The organism is Bifidobacterium scaligerum (assembly GCF_002802865.1).
Lineage (GTDB): Bacteria > Actinomycetota > Actinomycetes > Actinomycetales > Bifidobacteriaceae > Bifidobacterium > Bifidobacterium scaligerum.
Genome location: NZ_PGLQ01000003.1, coordinates 247,399 through 263,602 on the forward strand (window position 1 = coordinate 247,399; position 16,204 = coordinate 263,602).

The 16,204-nt window shown below is 58.9% G+C and carries 13 protein-coding genes and 4 tRNA genes; 7 read left to right on the forward strand and 10 right to left on the reverse strand.

The annotated features are described in order from the left end of the window. Positions 1-11 precede the first annotated feature (11 nt). Positions 12-692 carry a DUF3800 domain-containing protein gene (locus CUU80_RS06845; RefSeq protein ID WP_100496564.1) on the forward strand — a complete coding sequence of 227 codons (681 nt, stop codon included), beginning with the start codon at positions 12-14 and terminating at the stop codon, positions 690-692. A 229-nt stretch (positions 693-921) separates the two neighbouring features. On the opposite strand, the gene CUU80_RS06850 is transcribed toward CUU80_RS06845, so the two are convergent. Next, on the reverse strand, positions 922-1,587 hold the full coding sequence (locus tag CUU80_RS06850; protein ID WP_100496565.1) for a TetR/AcrR family transcriptional regulator: 666 nt from the start codon (positions 1,585-1,587) through the stop codon (positions 922-924). A gap of 155 nt (positions 1,588-1,742) precedes the next feature. Here CUU80_RS06850 and CUU80_RS06855 point away from each other — a divergent pair, with 155 nt between their 5' ends. From CUU80_RS06855 to CUU80_RS06865, 3 genes are all read left to right on the forward strand, one after another. Next, the gene (locus tag CUU80_RS06855; RefSeq protein WP_207760098.1) at positions 1,743-2,414 is read left to right on the forward strand and encodes a transmembrane-type terpene cyclase; all 672 of its coding nucleotides are present in this window, start codon (positions 1,743-1,745) and stop codon (positions 2,412-2,414) included. Then, positions 2,411-2,986, forward strand: coding sequence for an NAD(P)H-dependent oxidoreductase (locus CUU80_RS06860; RefSeq protein WP_100496566.1), 576 nt, complete (start codon positions 2,411-2,413; stop codon positions 2,984-2,986). The genes CUU80_RS06855 and CUU80_RS06860 overlap by 4 nt, the downstream gene beginning before the upstream one ends. A 697-nt stretch (positions 2,987-3,683) precedes the next feature. Continuing rightward, a tRNA-Thr gene (locus tag CUU80_RS06865) sits at positions 3,684-3,758 on the forward strand. Between the two features lie 456 nt (positions 3,759-4,214). Here the strand turns inward: CUU80_RS06865 and CUU80_RS06870 are convergent. Further along, a complete protein-coding gene (locus tag CUU80_RS06870) occupies positions 4,215-5,483 on the reverse strand; it encodes an OFA family MFS transporter (protein WP_100496567.1) in 1,269 nt (422 codons plus the stop codon). Between the two features lie 242 nt (positions 5,484-5,725). Between CUU80_RS06870 and CUU80_RS06875 the strand changes: the two genes are divergently transcribed. Then, a complete protein-coding gene (locus tag CUU80_RS06875; RefSeq protein WP_100496568.1) occupies positions 5,726-6,547 on the forward strand; it encodes a YoaK family protein in 822 nt (273 codons plus the stop codon). Between the two features lie 91 nt (positions 6,548-6,638). Here the strand turns inward: CUU80_RS06875 and CUU80_RS06880 are convergent, their stop codons facing one another. From CUU80_RS06880 to CUU80_RS06910, 6 genes are all read right to left on the reverse strand, one after another. Beyond that, positions 6,639-7,124: a hypothetical protein gene (locus CUU80_RS06880; RefSeq protein WP_100496569.1), complete on the reverse strand. Its 486-nt coding sequence runs from the start codon at positions 7,122-7,124 to the stop codon at positions 6,639-6,641. A 171-nt stretch (positions 7,125-7,295) separates the two neighbouring features. After that, positions 7,296-7,370: transfer RNA gene (locus CUU80_RS06885), tRNA-Gln, on the reverse strand. 38 nt (positions 7,371-7,408) lie between these two features. Beyond that, positions 7,409-7,481 (reverse strand) — tRNA-Glu (locus CUU80_RS06890). 821 nt (positions 7,482-8,302) lie between these two features. Further along, a tRNA-Glu gene (locus tag CUU80_RS06900) sits at positions 8,303-8,375 on the reverse strand. Positions 8,376-8,751: 376 nt separating this feature from the next. Continuing rightward, positions 8,752-10,272, reverse strand: a complete 1,521-nt coding sequence (gene gltX / locus CUU80_RS06905; RefSeq protein WP_100496571.1) for a glutamate--tRNA ligase — start codon at positions 10,270-10,272, stop codon at positions 8,752-8,754. Between the two features lie 233 nt (positions 10,273-10,505). Then, the gene (locus CUU80_RS06910) at positions 10,506-10,715 is read right to left on the reverse strand and encodes a hypothetical protein (RefSeq protein ID WP_100496572.1); all 210 of its coding nucleotides are present in this window, start codon (positions 10,713-10,715) and stop codon (positions 10,506-10,508) included. A gap of 251 nt (positions 10,716-10,966) precedes the next feature. Between CUU80_RS06910 and CUU80_RS06915 the strand changes: the two genes are divergently transcribed. Next, positions 10,967-12,175 (forward strand): DUF805 domain-containing protein, encoded by a 1,209-nt coding sequence (locus tag CUU80_RS06915; protein WP_100496573.1) that lies wholly within the window; start codon positions 10,967-10,969, stop codon positions 12,173-12,175. A gap of 239 nt (positions 12,176-12,414) precedes the next feature. Here CUU80_RS06915 and CUU80_RS06920 read toward each other — a convergent pair whose 3' ends face one another. Both CUU80_RS06920 and CUU80_RS06925 read right to left on the reverse strand, forming a co-directional pair. Then, positions 12,415-13,443, reverse strand: a complete 1,029-nt coding sequence (locus tag CUU80_RS06920; protein ID WP_100496574.1) for a hypothetical protein — start codon at positions 13,441-13,443, stop codon at positions 12,415-12,417. Between the two features lie 201 nt (positions 13,444-13,644). Continuing rightward, positions 13,645-14,304 (reverse strand): histidine phosphatase family protein, encoded by a 660-nt coding sequence (locus tag CUU80_RS06925; protein ID WP_100496575.1) that lies wholly within the window; start codon positions 14,302-14,304, stop codon positions 13,645-13,647. A 400-nt stretch (positions 14,305-14,704) separates the two neighbouring features. Between CUU80_RS06925 and CUU80_RS06930 the strand changes: the two genes are divergently transcribed. After that, positions 14,705-16,156, forward strand: a complete 1,452-nt coding sequence (locus CUU80_RS06930; protein ID WP_100496576.1) for an MFS transporter — start codon at positions 14,705-14,707, stop codon at positions 16,154-16,156. Positions 16,157-16,204 lie beyond the last annotated feature (48 nt).

Genomic DNA, 16,204 nt, shown 5'->3' on the forward strand with positions numbered 1-16,204 from the left:
GGAGAGGTGCAATGGCGGACGGCTCAATCTTCGCGGATGAATCCGGCGAACAAGGCTTCCAGTCCGAGTATTACGCGCTGACGCTGGTATTTCACGACCAGTTCAATCCGGTCATCCCCGTTTTCGAGGATTACGAGCAGTTGCTCCGCAACGCCGGATTGCCGGACATCCCCATGCACGCCTCCCCTTTACTGAATGGACACGATGACTACCAGCGCCTTGCCATCAGCCAGCGCAAGCGACTCCTCGCCTACTTCATGTCCATGCTCCACAAGCTACCGGTGCAATACGTGACGCTTATTTACCGGAAAGCCGAATACACAACCTTGGAACAACTCGGGATGCGTATCAAACGAGACATCGTCAATACCGTGTTCGACCATCTCGATCTGTTTCAACGCTTCGATGCCGTCAAGGTTTACTACGACGGAGGCCAGAGTCTAATCACCCAGGCTATCCGCGGCGCGGTTGAATACGCGCTCTCGAAGCAGGCCATCGTATACAGGAAAGGTTCTCCGACCGATTATCGGCTGGCGCAGGTAGCCGATCTCATCTGCACCATCGAACTGACCGCCCGCAAATACGAGAACCACGAGCAGACCGCCACCGACGAACGCTTCTTCGGACCGGTAGGTGCCTTCAAAAAGAACTACCTGAAAAAAGTGCGCAAGCATCTCCTCCCATCTCAGTAGCCCAAGCGACTCTCATAGCGCACTGGCAGGTACCAGAGTGGACCGGCAATTTCGAGGGGAGCCTTCGAGTGACGCCTAAGAGGAGCTGATGCGTCAGCCTCCTTCTGTTCTTCCACACCATTGATTACGGTTACGAGCAAAGCCAACCCCGCTGGGGAAATGGAAGTAAGAGCCGGACGCCCCGAGTATCTTGGGGGACGGCTCTCGCGCTTCCGTACCTGTTAGACCATCAGACGCGCAGCATCAACCGCGACATCTGCTTGATGAACGATTCCCGATCGATGCCGTGTCCGTCTTCCAGCCACCACATCACGCTTTGGGCCAGCGCGCCGGCGACGAACTGCTCCCGCAACTCGGGAGAGACACCGCCTCCGGAAGTACCGTCGCCGGCACCTTCACGCGTATCTTCACCGCCCAATTGGGCGAGAATATCTCCCAATGACCCGGAATCGGCCTGCCCCGGCAACTGCGCTGCGTATCCGTCGGCACTAGTGGCGAAACCCAGCAGGTACGGAACCATGCCACTACGCTTCATGCCCAGCAGCATGACCCGATGCCGCTCAAGCTGTGCAACGCTGCAACGGACATACATCTCGGTCAGCATCGCACGGTCGGGCATCACGCCATCTGCACGCAGTTTCTTCCACTCACCACGAAAGGACGCCATCGCCAGATACTGTATCCAGCGCATCATCGCCGCGACGAAATCATTCTTATCCGAGAAATGAGAGTAAAACGTGGCCCGGCGCACCATAGCTTCGTCGCACAACGCGCTTATGGTGATGTCATCCAGACGTTGGGTACCCATCAGCCGCTCAAAAGCTCCGAATAGCGACTCGTAGGTGCGTATGACCCGCAAATCCCGATTGCCGCGACTGCCCTGACGATCTGCCATATGTAAAGATTCCCCGTGTTGGCGGACATCTCGTCTTCACATGTCAATTATCTGTCGGATTGTCCCGAAACGTACGCTCCGCATCATTCGCTCGCCGCTAGCATATATGTCGAAAAACCTACGCAGGAAACGCTACGAACGGAGGTGAACGCATCATGGGCATCGTGATGATCAAGCCGGTGCTGATGGCCGTGTCAGGCGTCTGCTGGTCGGTGACCTACATCAGCTTGATTCGCAACGGTTTCAAAGAGCGTACCTGCGGCATGCCTCTGTTCGCACTGGGGCTCAACATCTGCTGGGAGGCGCTGTATACCTTCGACGGCTTCGTCTCCAACCCATCGGACATACAGACATGGGTCAACGCGATATGGGCGTGCCTCGATATCGCCATCGTCGTCACATGGGTGCGATACGGGCGCGCGCTGCTGCCGACGCCGGCGCGACGTCATTTCGCCGCGTTCACCACGCTTGCGCTCATCACCTGCGCGATGGCACAACTCGCGTTCTATCTGCGATTCGACAACACCGTGGAGGCATCGCAGTACTCGGCATTCGCGCAGAACGCCGTGATGTCCGTGCTGTTCCTCACCCATCTGTGGAACCGTGGGAACGGACGCGGACAAACCATGTCGATGGCCATCGCCAAATGCCTGGGCACGCTCGCCCCCACGATACTAGGCGGACTGATCGAAAGCCTCAACGTCTATATCCTTCTCATGGGAGCAATCTGCCTGATCTTTGATCTGCTGTACATCGGCCAGCCGCATGCGCTACGACGTCAAACGACCGATGGTCTCTCCCGGCTCGCTCAGAAAGGAACACGATGACCAATATCCTGTACATCAACGGGCACCCGGATCCCAACAGCTTCCACGCCGCAATCCGCGACGCCTATGCGAGTGGCGTCGACACCGGTCGGAACACCCTGCACATCCTGAATCTTGGCGAAGAGACCTTCGATCCCGTATTGCGATACGGCTACCGCAAGCGCATGGAGGAGGACCCGTTCATCACCCGATCGCAGCAGGAGGTGCTTTGGGCCGACCACATCGTATTCGCATATCCCATCTGGTGGGGACAGATGCCTTCATTACTGTCCGGCTGGCAGGCACGCGTGTTCACACCGAAAGTCGCGTTCTCGTACACATCCAAGTTCACCACGGACAAGCGGCTGGCTCCACGTACCGCCGACATCATCGTCACCAGCCGTGCCCCTCGATACCTGTGGGGCTTCGCCGGAATCGGAGGCACCAAACTGCTGAACGACAACCTGTTCGCGCTCACCGGCATCAAGCTACGCAAACGACTGGTGCTCTCCGGCATAGGTACCTCCAACGACGATGAAGCCCGCTGTAAAGCATTTCTGGACAAAGTGCGCAACCACGCCTCCACAATCTGACGATTGCACCGGGTACAGTGGTTTAAGCAGTACCGAGGTTGGCACCTGTTGGACTCCAACTTGCAAACTTCCGCAACACGCCGAAGAAGAGCGGCAAGTTAAGAAGTAAGACGGTTGGGCGGTATGCCGATTTTCGTTGCGATTCCGCCAGTCTTACGGCCTGAAGTTGCGAATCTCGTATCCTCGTCAGGGTTTTCAGAGTTTTCCGAAAACCTTCTTTCCATGCTCATCACAACCCTATAACCCGCGACGCAACATACATAGCCCCCATAGCTTGCGAATAGCCTGCAAAGCAGCACAACGAGCTGCATAGGCGTGTACACAATCGCGTATTTTTGTCGTTTTTGCGGGGACGTACCGCGGTAGCATCTACGAGCGCTTCCGCACCTCACGGAATTCCAAGGATTTGCGTGGTACAAAAACACACAACAGCCCGAAACACACTTTCGTGGCACGCCCGAGTGGTACGAAAACGCAAATCGGCCAATATCACGCTCATGTGCGCACCTAATCTATGAACTTGCGCACCTATGAATCCCGCGAGCCATCCCGCGTGCCGCCCCGCAAACGCCCGCGCCAATGCCGAGCGCAATAAAGCCGCAAAACGGCCACGCGCAAACGCCGATTTGCGTAATACACGATTCCGTGTAATGTATTCCAAGTTGCTTAACGGACGTCAGCCTGTCCGCGCATCATCGCCCCGATAGCTCAGTGGTAGAGCACTTCCTTGGTAAGGAAGAGGTCGTGAGTCCAATTCTCACTCGGGGCTCCAGAGACTCCTCGCTTGTAAGCCCCTCAATCAGAACCCCGTTACTGAGCCCCCATCACATCCTCTTCAGGGCTTCGATCAAAAGCTAGTCACCACTCAATTCCATATTCGGCATACATGTAAACGTCGTACTGATATTCGCTACCGTAATGCGGATCACTCTGATGCGACTCATGCTGGTTGTTATCTGACTGCATCATCATTCCTTTTCCTAGCCTCATCGACACTAGCCTCATCGGCATTACGCACAGGTATAACGGCAGCGTGTTACCGAGCTATGCTCATCCAGCAAATCGCAAGTGAATTCGCGGCGAATTATTGCAGCACCATTGCGTAAGCCTTGACGCCCTTCCCACCGGACGCCAAGCCGAGAACTGCTTGCCGTCCAGCACACACTTCATCATGTGCGAAGCCACGCTCGGGATCAGCCGCGCGCCATCCGCATATTGTCCGCGCGATTCACGATCGCTTGCCCGCAACCTTGACTGCAGTAATGCTGGCCAGCGCCACGACGAACAACACGGTCAGTACAGGAATCAGTGCCGCATATCGATGCGACTGATCCGGCGCATGCGTCACTACAAACGACGCCAGCTGGTTTCCGGACAATCCCGCAAACGCCCATGCACTCAACGTCAAACCATGTGTGGTGGACACGGTTTTGGTGCCGAAATGCTGATCCAGCAGTACGGGAAGCGTAGAGAAACCACCGCCATAGCCGGCGTTAACGAGGAACAGCATGGCGAGCACGGCCCACAGCAGTGCGTTGTCGATGCTGCCCGTCACCGTCTGCAGCACACATACGGCGATCGACATCACGAAAATCACCTGATACACACTTTCGCGACGCTTCAAATGGTCAGACAGCGCGGAGAATCCCACGCGACCAGCAGTGTTGAATACCGAATCCACCGCAAGCACCAGTCCAATCACGCCGGCAATCGCAGCAGCAAAATCCGCAGCATCCAACGACGCATACTGCGGCAAGGACTGCAGCACATCGTGGAGAATGTCCTTCTCCTGACTGATCAGCGCCAAACCGCAGGTGATATTGATATAGAACGCGATCCAAATACCCCAGAACACCGGCTTCTTCAGAATCGATGCGCGGCTGACATGCGAGGCGACCGGATCGTATGTCCAACCAGCTGGACGTTGAATCAGCAGGAATCCAACGAACATCATCACCACATACACCGCGGCGAGCACATAGAACATGTTCACAAGACCCACGGCACCGATCAGCCATTCCATCACCGGGCTCGCCAGGGCTTTGGACAGGCCGAATCCCGCGACGGCAACGCCTGTGGCCAGTCCTTTATTGTCCGCGAACCACAGCATCAGATTCTTGACCGGAGTCAAGTAGCCGACGCCGAGGCCCACGCCCATAATCGCGCCATAACAGATGAACACGCCCGGCAGGAATCCCAAGGCGATGCTCACACCGGTACCTGCAAAGCCAACCACAAAGCAGATCATCGAAACCAATGCGGATTTCTTAATATCCTTCTCCACCATCGGTCCGGCGAACGCCGCAGACATACCGAGGAAGAAAATCGCGAGCGAGAAGCCCCACTCCACCGCCGAGGCGTTGACATGCAACTGATCGGCGATGAGCTGTTTGAACACACTCCAGCAGTAGACGGTGCCGATCGGAATATGAATCAACAGTGCGGGAATGATTGCGCTGGTCCAGCGGTTTCCGGAAGACTGCTTGACGGTGGCCATGCAGGTGAATCCTTTCGACTCTCGTACAGTTCTCGTCAGCCGTACGGAATCGCCAACACCCACAAACACCACATTATTCATGTGCGTTTCTTCGGCGTCGCTGTTTCCGTCGACGCCGACAAACAGCACTGTACCGCCACTTCACCGGCAGCACGCACGTGTCACTAGAGAACACGGCATGATATTGTTCACATTCGGATTGTCGAGAAGAATCGCAACATAGAAAGAAAGCCCCCAACATCATGACCTCACACCTTGCCGAAGCAGGACGTACGCTGGTTCCCCGCAAGAATGATCGCTACGGCTTGCTTTCCCCGGCGCTGGTGATTCTCACGTTCGTCGCCGGACTGGTGGACGCCTTAAGTTATCTGGCGCTCGGGCACGTGTTTGTGGCCAACGTGACCGGCAACATCGTATTTCTCGGTTTCGCGTTCGCGCACGCGCAAGGCTTCGTCTGGTGGACTTCCGCACTCACGTTAGCCACGTTCATGATCGGCGCGTTCATCGGCGGACGCATTATTCATTACTTTGGAGACAACCGCGCACGTCATCTGCTGGTTTCGACTTCAATTCAGCTGGCGTTCGTGGTTGCCGCGCTGATTGGCATCTACTTGCTCAACCGTTTCGCGCCAGAACCATCGATGGGCGGCACCGACGCTTCGGCTATCGTACGCGCCTCGCAACCCAGCCTGAACTTCCCCACCGCCCGGCACATTGATCTGCATATTATTCTGTTGATCGTGCTGCTCGCCCCGGCTATGGGCATCCAGAATTCCACCGCCCGCAAACTCTCGGTACCGGATTTGCCCACCACAGTACTCACGATGACGCTGACCGGCATCATTGCCGATACGTCCGCTCATGGTCATGAACAGTCCAAACTTGGCCGTCGAGCCATCGTGATGCTGGCTTTGGCACTCGGCGCTTTGACCGGGGCCACGCTGCAGACGCACGGTCATGAAGACGTTATTTTGATGGTGATGATCGGCTGCTTGATTGCAGTAATCGTAATGATGATTCCGCATGTGCATTCTGATGCCCGCTGGGTGACCGGGAAACGGTAAACGACTTTGTTGATAATCGCGAAAGGCCGCCTCCGCAATATCGGGAGACGGCCTTTCGCGATTGTTGAAGCGCTTGCTCAGTCAGTATCGCTCACTTCTTGGAAGCGTTGACTGCATCCACGGCCTTCTGGAGAGAGGCAGTGTGCGACTTATACCAATCGGTCTGCTCATTGAGCTTATCGGTAGCGGCCTGGTAGCCCTTGGTGTCGTCGGCAAGGCAGCCTTCATACTCAGGCAGTTCGGCGCTCAGCTCCTTGTTGAGCGCGTCAAGCGTGGAAGAGTCCTTCACGTCCTTCTCGGTGAGGGAAGCAGCTTCGGAGGCGTCGCCGTTAACGAGATTGTTGTAGTCGTTGGTAGCGTTGCGCACTTCTTCAGAGGCGGTGGCACAGGCAGCCACGGCATTGTTGTACTGAGCGTCCGAATAGGCGCGGAAACCGAATACACCGGCCACGGCAATCACGGCGACGACAACCACCACGATGAGGGCGATAGCCCACTTCGGCATGTGCTTCTTCGCAGTGTCCTGCGCGTTGTCCTGTGCGTTGGACTGAACAGCAGACTGCTGATTCTCGGACATACTCGATCTCCTTTGTTCTCGTTTTGGTCTCGTTCAGACATCAGGCTGATGCTGTTGCGGCATCGCGGTAACACCGCTTCCCGGGTTTATAGTCCCGATGTCGTTCCGGCATGGAGGCGTTCGCAGAGCCTCTCAGGCAACAAAAAACCCTCGCATTTCGCGAGGGCTCATTGGCTGGGGTGCCTGGACTCGAACCAAGAATGGCTGAACCAGAATCAGCTGTGTTGCCAATTACACCACACCCCAATTTGGCTGGCGTAGCAACTCCGAAGAGTTGTTCGTCGTACCCCCAACCGGATTTGAACCGGTGTTGGCGCCGTGAGAGGGCGTAGTCCTAGACCGCTAGACGATGGGGGCATATTCAGTTTTCACTGGCTGCTCGGCGAACCGCGCAACAGGTGTATATATTACACACCGAGTCAGAGATCGCAAACCTCGGCGTGTCGCAAGGTCGTTCATGGATTCAGCCACCAACGCACCCTTCCCTTCCACTGTCCTCCCACTGTCCTTCCCGGTTCCCCATCCTCCCCTCGCCTCCCTCTCCGTCAGCCCCATCAATCAACCTCTTCCATCATCCCCTTCCATCATCCCCTTCCATCGACCCTATCAATCGACCCTATCAATCGACCCTCTATTCTGGGCATTCACCTACCACAAAGCAGCCGCCCCAACTGGTTCGGGGCATCCGCGTACCACAAAAGTCCCGCTTTCCCCACTTTCACGGTATGGATATGCCCAGAATCCCCTGTATGACGCGTGTATGCCCAGAATAACTGGCGGAATATGCCCAGAATCGGCGCAACGGTTATCGAAGGGGATACGTACATGCCCAGAACTAGGCGAAGCAGGACGAAGCAGGACGAAGCGGGACGAAGCAGGGTAAACCGAGTCGAATAGGTAAAAGATGGGCCTTACATTCTGGATGAAAAATTCTCTTGTCGAATCAAGGGTCAGATTAAGGGTCAAAACGTTGGTCTTAAATCCGGGTTATGTAAAGAAACGTGGGTCTTATATCCCGCGCAAGCCATGGGTTAATAGACAAAACGTGGGTCTTAAATCCGGGGTGGGGTGTTCTCCTGCCTTGCGTGTCGGGATGCGATTAACGCGGGCGGTGCGCTTAGCCCAGTTTCGGCGAGAAAGCAAAAAGCCCCGGCATACTGCCGAGGCTTTTGAAGAAGTACCCCCAACCGGATTTGAACCGGTGTTGGCGCCGTGAGAGGGCGTAGTCCTAGACCGCTAGACGATGGGGGCTTAAGTTATCGGCGTTTCCGCCCGCTGCGGCGAACCGCAACGAATGATTAATATACGGGAACGTCTCACCAACGTCAACTACGGCGTGTCACATTGTGACTCTTGAGTTGACAGCTCGTCTTTCTGCACTATGAAAGGAATGCCCTAGGCAAGCTTCCCGTGTCGCCCGGAACAGACATCTCCAAGCCCGCCTTCCCTGCCAAAGTCATCAGACATGGCCCTCCAACGCAGCTCCCGGCATTCCACCCCCGTCGGCACAGGACCGCATATACAAGAAGGTGGGCATCCGTCGCATGACGGACACCCACCTTCTCACGAATAACTCATCGACTGGCCTGTCTAAAAACCACCAGCGACAAGCCTCTTACAGTCAAACTCACAGATGCTCGCGCAAACCCTTGAGACGGGCCACGGTTACATCCTTGCCGAGAATCTCCATGGACTCGAACAGCGGCGGGGAGACGCGGCGGCCGGAAACGGCCACGCGCACCGGGCCGAAGGCCAGACGAGGCTTGTAACCACCCTCCTCGATCAGCACCTTGTTGAGCAGCTCGTGCAGCGGCTCGGCCTTCCAACCGTCCTCGGAAGCGCCCTCCAGCGCGGCGATCGCGAGATCGAGCACAGCGCCGGCGGAATCCTTCAGCGTCTTGCGGGCGTCATCATCGGGCTCGATGTAGCCTTCGGTCGAAAGCAGGGAGCCTACCATGCCGGCCACCTCGCCCAGCAGACGCACGCGCGGCTGGACCAGCGGAGCGGCGGCAGTCAGAATCTCCTGCTCACGGGAGGTCAGCGCATCCCAAAAGTCGGCGGAGACCACACCGTCACGGTGCAGGTACGGCACGGAACGACGCAGGAAATCATCAGCGGAAAGCATACGGATGTGCTCGGCGTTGATGGAGATGGCCTTGTCCAGATCGAAGCGGGCCGGGTTGGCCTTGACGTCACGCACGTCGAACTTGGCGATCATCTCGTCCATCGAGAACACGTCGCGGTCCGGGGCGATGGACCAGCCGAGCAGAGCCAGATAGTTGAGCAGGCCCTCGCGGATGAAACCGGCATCACGATGGTTGAACAGGTTGGACTCCGGATCGCGCTTGGAAAGCTTCTTGTTGCCTTGGCCCATCACGTATGGCATGTGACCGAACAGCGGAGTGGTCTTGGCGATGCCGAGCTCTTCGAGGTAACGGTAGAGCACGATCTGACGCGGGGTGGAGCTCAAGAGATCCTCGCCGCGCAGCACCACGTTGATCTCCATCATGGCGTCGTCCACCGGGTTGGTGAGCGTGTACAGCGGATCGCCGTTCGGGCGCACGATCACGTAGTCCGGAACCGAACCGGCCTTGAATTCGATGGTGCCGCGAATCAGATCGTCGAAAGCGATGTCTTCGTCGGGCATGCGGATACGCAGGGCGGGCTTGCGACCTTCAGCACGGAAAGCGGCCTTCTGCTCCTCGGTGAGGTTGCGGTCGTATCCGTCATAGCCGAAAGCCTTCGGACGGCCGGCTGCCACGTTGCGGGCCTCGATTTCCTCCGGAGTGGAGAAGGATTCGTAGGCGTAACCCGCCTCAAGCAGTTTGGCGGCGACGTCCTTGTAGATGGCGGTGCGCTCGGACTGACGGTACGGGCCGTGGGGACCGCCCACATCGATGCCTTCGTCCCAGTCGATGCCGAGCCAGCGCAGGGCGTCGAGAATCTGGTTGTAGCTTTCCTCGGAGTCACGGGCGGCGTCGGTGTCTTCGATGCGGAAGATCAGTTTGCCGCCGGTGGCGCGGGCCTCAGCCCAGTTGAACAGGGCGGTGCGGACCATGCCCACATGCGGGGTGCCGGTCGGCGACGGGCAGAAACGAACACGAATGTTCTCAGGAAGTTCGGGTTTGGTGTTTGCAGCTTCAGTCATAATCCCCTATTCTGCCGCGCGCGCCGGACGCCCATTTCCAACTGCACTTTTCGCGCGAATCGGGCGCAAAGCAGGCTATTCCAGACCGCCTTTGCGCTCGATTCGCACGAAAATAATCCAGATGACGAGTGCACGCGTATATGCGTATCGCTTTCGCGCGAAAAGTGTGCAGAACAGCCTCAAAAAGCTGGATTTGCGCTCGATTCGCGCGAAAACTCTGTGAGAGCAGAAGCTCAGCAGGCGAGTCCAGCGAACAGCAGGGCCCAGTCCTGAGTCTCGCCCTCGCGGGGCTCGCGGGTGTCTCGACCGTCGGCGACCGCCGCATCGCAGTTGTAGTCGTAGTTCATGATTCCCCCAAATCGCCGGTATTGCACACTGTGCAGTGCGAGCATGCGGCTTAGATTGTCGGTTGCGTTGGCATGTTCTGTTGTCGGTTCGCACATCAAAAAGCTTCGTTGGCTTCCTCAGTCCCGTCACCGCGACCGCATGCGCTGTTCTGCAAGCAAGAATACCAAAAACGATCAAAAGCGAACAATAATGTTTGATATCGATTCGATAACAATTGCGATTCATGATTGATCGCGCAACACGGCCCGCCGCAATTCAGACATTATTCACCATGATTGTTGGTCTTTGCCCCAAAGACTGGAAGAATAGGCATGGACGATACCTGTCTGTTATGAAAGGGGAATCGATGACCGATCCCAACCACGCACCTATCCCTCAGGTGCCCACGCCGAACGGCGCAAACCCGCAGAACACCGCAGTACCACCCGTGCCACAGTATGGCACGCCCGCTCCAGCACAATCCGTTCCGCCGGCCTACGGACAGCAGCAGCCCGTTGCACCCGCCGGACAACCGACGTACCCGCAGACGCCGGCCAATCAGCAGCCGTTCGTCTCGGCACCCGCGCCCGGGTACACACAGCCGGCTCCGAACGCCGCGTTCAATCAGACGCCGCCGGCCTACAACCAGTACACCGCGCCGAACGCCTCCCCGTCTCCCGCACCGGGTGCCGGAGTGCCGCTCGACCAGCCGTATTACGACTGCCCCTTCCCGGAGGCGTTCCTTCGTTTCTGGAAGAAGTTCGTGGTGTTCTCCGGACGCGCCTCCCGTAGCGAGTTCTGGTGGTGGACGCTGGCCAATGCCGGCATCAGCCTTGTGCTCAGCGGACTGAGCTCAGCCACTGATGGAGATCTCGCCTTCATCAGCAACCTGTGGCTGCTGGCCACAATTATCCCCGGCATCGCTCTGGCTGTTCGCCGTCTGCACGACACGAACCGGCCCGGCTGGCTGGTGGCCATCTTCTATGGTGCGTCCGCGCTCGGCATCATCATTATGCTCGCCGGAGGCGGTGCCGCTGTATATGGCGGCATCGGCAGCCTGACCGGTTCGTCCGGATACGGCGCGATGGCGGCCGGCGGCGTCGGCGCGATGTTCTTCGGCTGGCTGCTGATGCTCGCCGGCGGCATCGTATATATCGTGTTCATGGCGTTGCCCAGCAAGCCGGAAGGCGCACGGTTCGATGCCCAGCCCGGTGCGCAGCAGTTCCCGTTTGGCACCCCTTCGGGTCCGGCTCCGGCAAGCCCGGCCGCTCCGGGATTCGCTCCCGGCGCACCGGCACCTGATTTCAACCAGTTCGCCGCACCCGCGCCGGCCGCACCCGCCCCCGCTGCCAATAACGCCGCGGCACCGTCCGACGATCTCAACGACGCCACCGTGCTCTCCTCGGCATATGCAGCCCCGGCACCAACCGCTTCGACACCCGCCGCTCCGGCCAGTACTGTCCCGGCCCCGGCCGCAACTCATGACGATGATCTGGAAGACGGCGCCACCGTGCTCTCGCCTCACGCCACGCCCGCCGGCAACAACGCCGCACAGCAACCTTGGCAGGGTCAGTAAAGCAATAAAACGCTGCGCCGGCAAACCCAACGCAATCAGCTGATCTGCTCGACGCAAACCGATCCGATACAACAAATTGGTCTCCGTTCATCCACGAACGGAGGCCAATTTTTATAGTGTTATTGCACCTCGCACACTCATCAGCATCGTTTCACGGGACATGGTTTCATCTCGCGAAAATGTACCGCTGATCGGCGCTCAACGGTACATTTTCGCGAGAGGAGGAGGGGGTTCTGCTGCTAGAGCTCCACAGTCTCCTTGTTGTCGTTCTTGACGTGGGCGAACTTGGCGGCGAGGGCTTCCTTGTTGCGCTTTTCGTCCTCTTCCTTGGCCTTCTTCTTGGCTTCGGCGGGATCCCACAGCACGTCTTCACGATGCTTGGTCCACTCGGCGGCGGCAAGTGGGGCGATGAGTTCCACAGTGGCCTCCAGCGTGCTCGCGCCCGAGGCAGCTGCGGCGGCACGGGCCTTGACCAGCGCAAGCATGCGATCATCGGTCAGGCAGATGCGCGGAACCGAGCACTGCTCGCGCAACTCGTTGACATACAGCAGAATCGGCAAGGATTTGGTAGCGAGGGCGCGGGCGTCGGCATCATCCAACTCACCGGAACCCGACGTTGCTGCGCCAACGGCCTCGGCACCGGCCACCACCCTCAACAGCGCATCGCATACGGCGAGCGCCGTGGCGAATCGACCGGCCACCTGAGCAACGTCGGCAGAGGAAGCCAAACGCTCCTCGGCATCGGACTCGACACTATCAGCGGCATCAGCACCAGCACCAGCACCATCAGCCTCAGCCTCAACATCAACATCAGCCTCAACATCAGCCTTCAGATGCGCCTCAACGGCATCGATCGCCCCACGTATCTCGGCCTCGGTACGTGCGTCCCAATCAATACCCAACGATTCGGCCGCCGCGAACACGAGCGCGGCGTTACCGGTTTCGGCATAGTCGAGCATCGTATCGTAGGCGTCGTTGGCGGCGAGCAGCGCGTCAACGATCGGCTGCGGACGGCCGGGAATCTCGTCGGCACCCTCGTAGACGAACTCGGCGTCCGGCACGGTCACGTCCTCGCCGGTAAGGATGCGGGCGAACGCGCGAGTGACGCGCACCTGCAGATTCTCGGCGTACTTGGCGTCATTGTCCATCTGCATGGCCTGGGTCAACGGCCACAGGGCGATCAGCCGCGCCCCAGCTTCGGCGGCCTCATGTACCGCCGGCGATGCCGCCACGCGAGCGATCGCTTCACGATTGAGTTCAATGGTCATCACATGCTCCTTTGCTTCGAGCCCCTCGCACCCTTCACCGGGTCGGCCGGCCATATCCACCACATGATTTTAGTGTGATGCGGCGCGGCCGGCTTCGCTCACGCGCCTCTCAGCCAACAATCGACCGTCGGCCAAGCAGCCTTCAATCAACGGCCCAGCGGACCAGCAACGCAAGAAGCCCGCAATCACAGCGTTTTGTCGTTACTTGACGTTTGCCGCGGGATCGACGTACGTGATGGACATCACACGGCCGGTCTCGTTGTCGTACGTCACCGACGTGACGGACGCGAGCGCGGTCTGGCGCAGGAACATCCAGTGTTCCGGGTGGCCGGTCTCCAGATAATGACGGTAGCTGAAGATCGGCGACTCGTGACTGACCACCACGATCTGCTGGCCGGGGTGCTGCGCGACCTTCTCACGCGCGAAGGCATCCATACGGGCGGCGATATGCTGGTACGATTCGCCCCAGCTGGGCTTGTAAAGGTTCAGCACCAGCTTCCAGTTGCCGTTCTTCCACAGTGCGCCTTCGCCGTGGCCGATGCGAAGCCCACGGAATTCGTTGCCGGCTTCGATCACCCGCTCGTCGGTGGTGAGGGTGAGCGGAGCCTCGCCACGGGACTTGCGTACCGCATTGAGCGCGTCGAGGATCGCGCCGGCCGTCTCGCGCGTGCGGTCAAGCGGCGATGAATACACGGCGGCGATGGTGTTGGTCTGGGGGTTCTTGGCCAAGTAGGCGGCGGTGGCCTGAGCCATGCGGCGGCCGACGTCCGAAAGATGGAAGTCGGGAAGCCGCTCGTAGAGCAGATGGTCGGGGTTGTAGACCTTGCCGTGGCGGACGAAATGAATGGTGGTGGCGGTCATCGTTGGCTCTCCTTACATGCGAACGGAACGGCTACGGCCACTATACGCGGACGGTCAGGCTCCGAAACACATTGCATCGCCTCAAACCGGAACACAATCCTCCGAAAAACGAGGTCCTCGAATAGCGTAATTACCGCGTGTCACCATGAGCCACCGCATAGAGTAGCCGTGACGCAAATATGCGGGCTGGGGTTCGGTCCACGATCGGTTGCGCGGCAGGCTGCAGGTCAAACTGCGGATCAGGGCACGCAACCGCGACTATCACTCGTGCAAGCCAGTTCAATCCACGCAAACTTTGCGCGACCATGGACAGACACATCATTCGATGAGGGCTTCGCCAACCAACGCCACGGGCGGCGAGGGACATCCAATCGGGAGCGGAAAGGAGCGTAGTGCTGTTATGTCCAATAACTCGTCCACTGACAACAAGACCACCGTCACGGCCGCCATCAGGGAAGTCGGACATAAGGTTTTTGGCGGATACGCCGAGCTGCTGCGTATTCCGCACACCGCACGCTATTCGATCGGTTCGGTGATCGCGTGCATGCCATTCCCGATGGTGGGCATGACCATCACCATTTCCGTGCAGCATTACTACGGCAACTACTCGCTGGCCGGCATGCTGACTGCGATTCAAGCTATTGCACTTGCCGTGGCCACCCCGCTGCTGGGCAAACTCACCGATAAGTTCGGCCAGCGTCAGGTTTCGATTCCGACGATTATCGTGTGGATCGCGGCTGCGATCGCGTTGACGACGTCGATCACCAACCGCGCGCCTGAATGGGTGCTGTACTGCCTGACCCCATTCCTGGCCGCGATTCCGCCGTGGGGCGCGATGAGCCGCGCCCGTTGGACCAAGATTCTGAAGGGCGACCGCGAAGGTACGAATCGTGCGCTTTCGCTGTGCGGCGTGCTGGATGAATGCATGTGGGTGATCGGCAATCCGCTGGCCTCCACCTTGGCGGTGATTTCCGGCTTGCTGGCGTTCTCGTTCACCGGCGTATGCGTGATCGTCGGCGCGCTGATGTTCCTCACGGAACTGACCACCGAGCCGCCGTCGCAGACCGCGCTGGCCCGCGCCGAGGGCATTTCGCGCAAGGAATACCGCGAGCGCGAGGCCGCACGGGCCGAGGCACTGAAGGTGGAGACCGCGGCCGAGGAGGCCCGGCACCGCATGGAGCGCGAGGGAGTGACCGATCAGGCCGCCATCCAGGCCTCCATTGAAGCCGCCGTGGCCGATGTCCGCTCCGGCAAGAAGGCATCGATCTGGGGGCCGGGTCTGGTCGCCGTGTGCGTGACCTGGTTCGGACTGGGCGCGTTCCAGTCGGCCGCCGGCATTTCGATCATCGCATTCGCCACCGAATCGAATATGAAGCAGTACACGGGCTTCGTGTTCGCGTGCTTCTCGTTCAGCTCGCTGATGGGCGCGCTGGTGTACGGTGCGAAAAACTGGGCCATTCCGCTGTGGAAGCGCTTCTACTTCTGCTTGGCGGTGGTGAACATCGGCATCGGCACGTTCATGTTCGCCAAGCACCTGTGGGTCATCATGATCATCTATCTGCTGATCGGCGTGTGCCAGGCCCCTACGTGGATCAACGGCAATCAGCTGATGCTGCATCTGGTGCCGCCCTCGCGTCTGACGGAAGGTATGGCGTGGATGGGTGCGATGAACTCGATCGGCGCCTCGGCCGGTTCTGCGGTCGCCGGTCAGTTCATCGACCGCATGGGCTCGCATGGCGGCTTTATGGTGGTGACCACCCTGGCCATCACCTCGCTGGTAATCGCGCTGGTGGGCTTCAAGCAGATCAAAAGCTCCACGGAGCAGCCGACGCTTACCGAAGTCGCGGTGTGAGAGAGAGGGGGCTGGGGGCTGGGCAGGCTTGCCCGCTGGGTCGGTCTG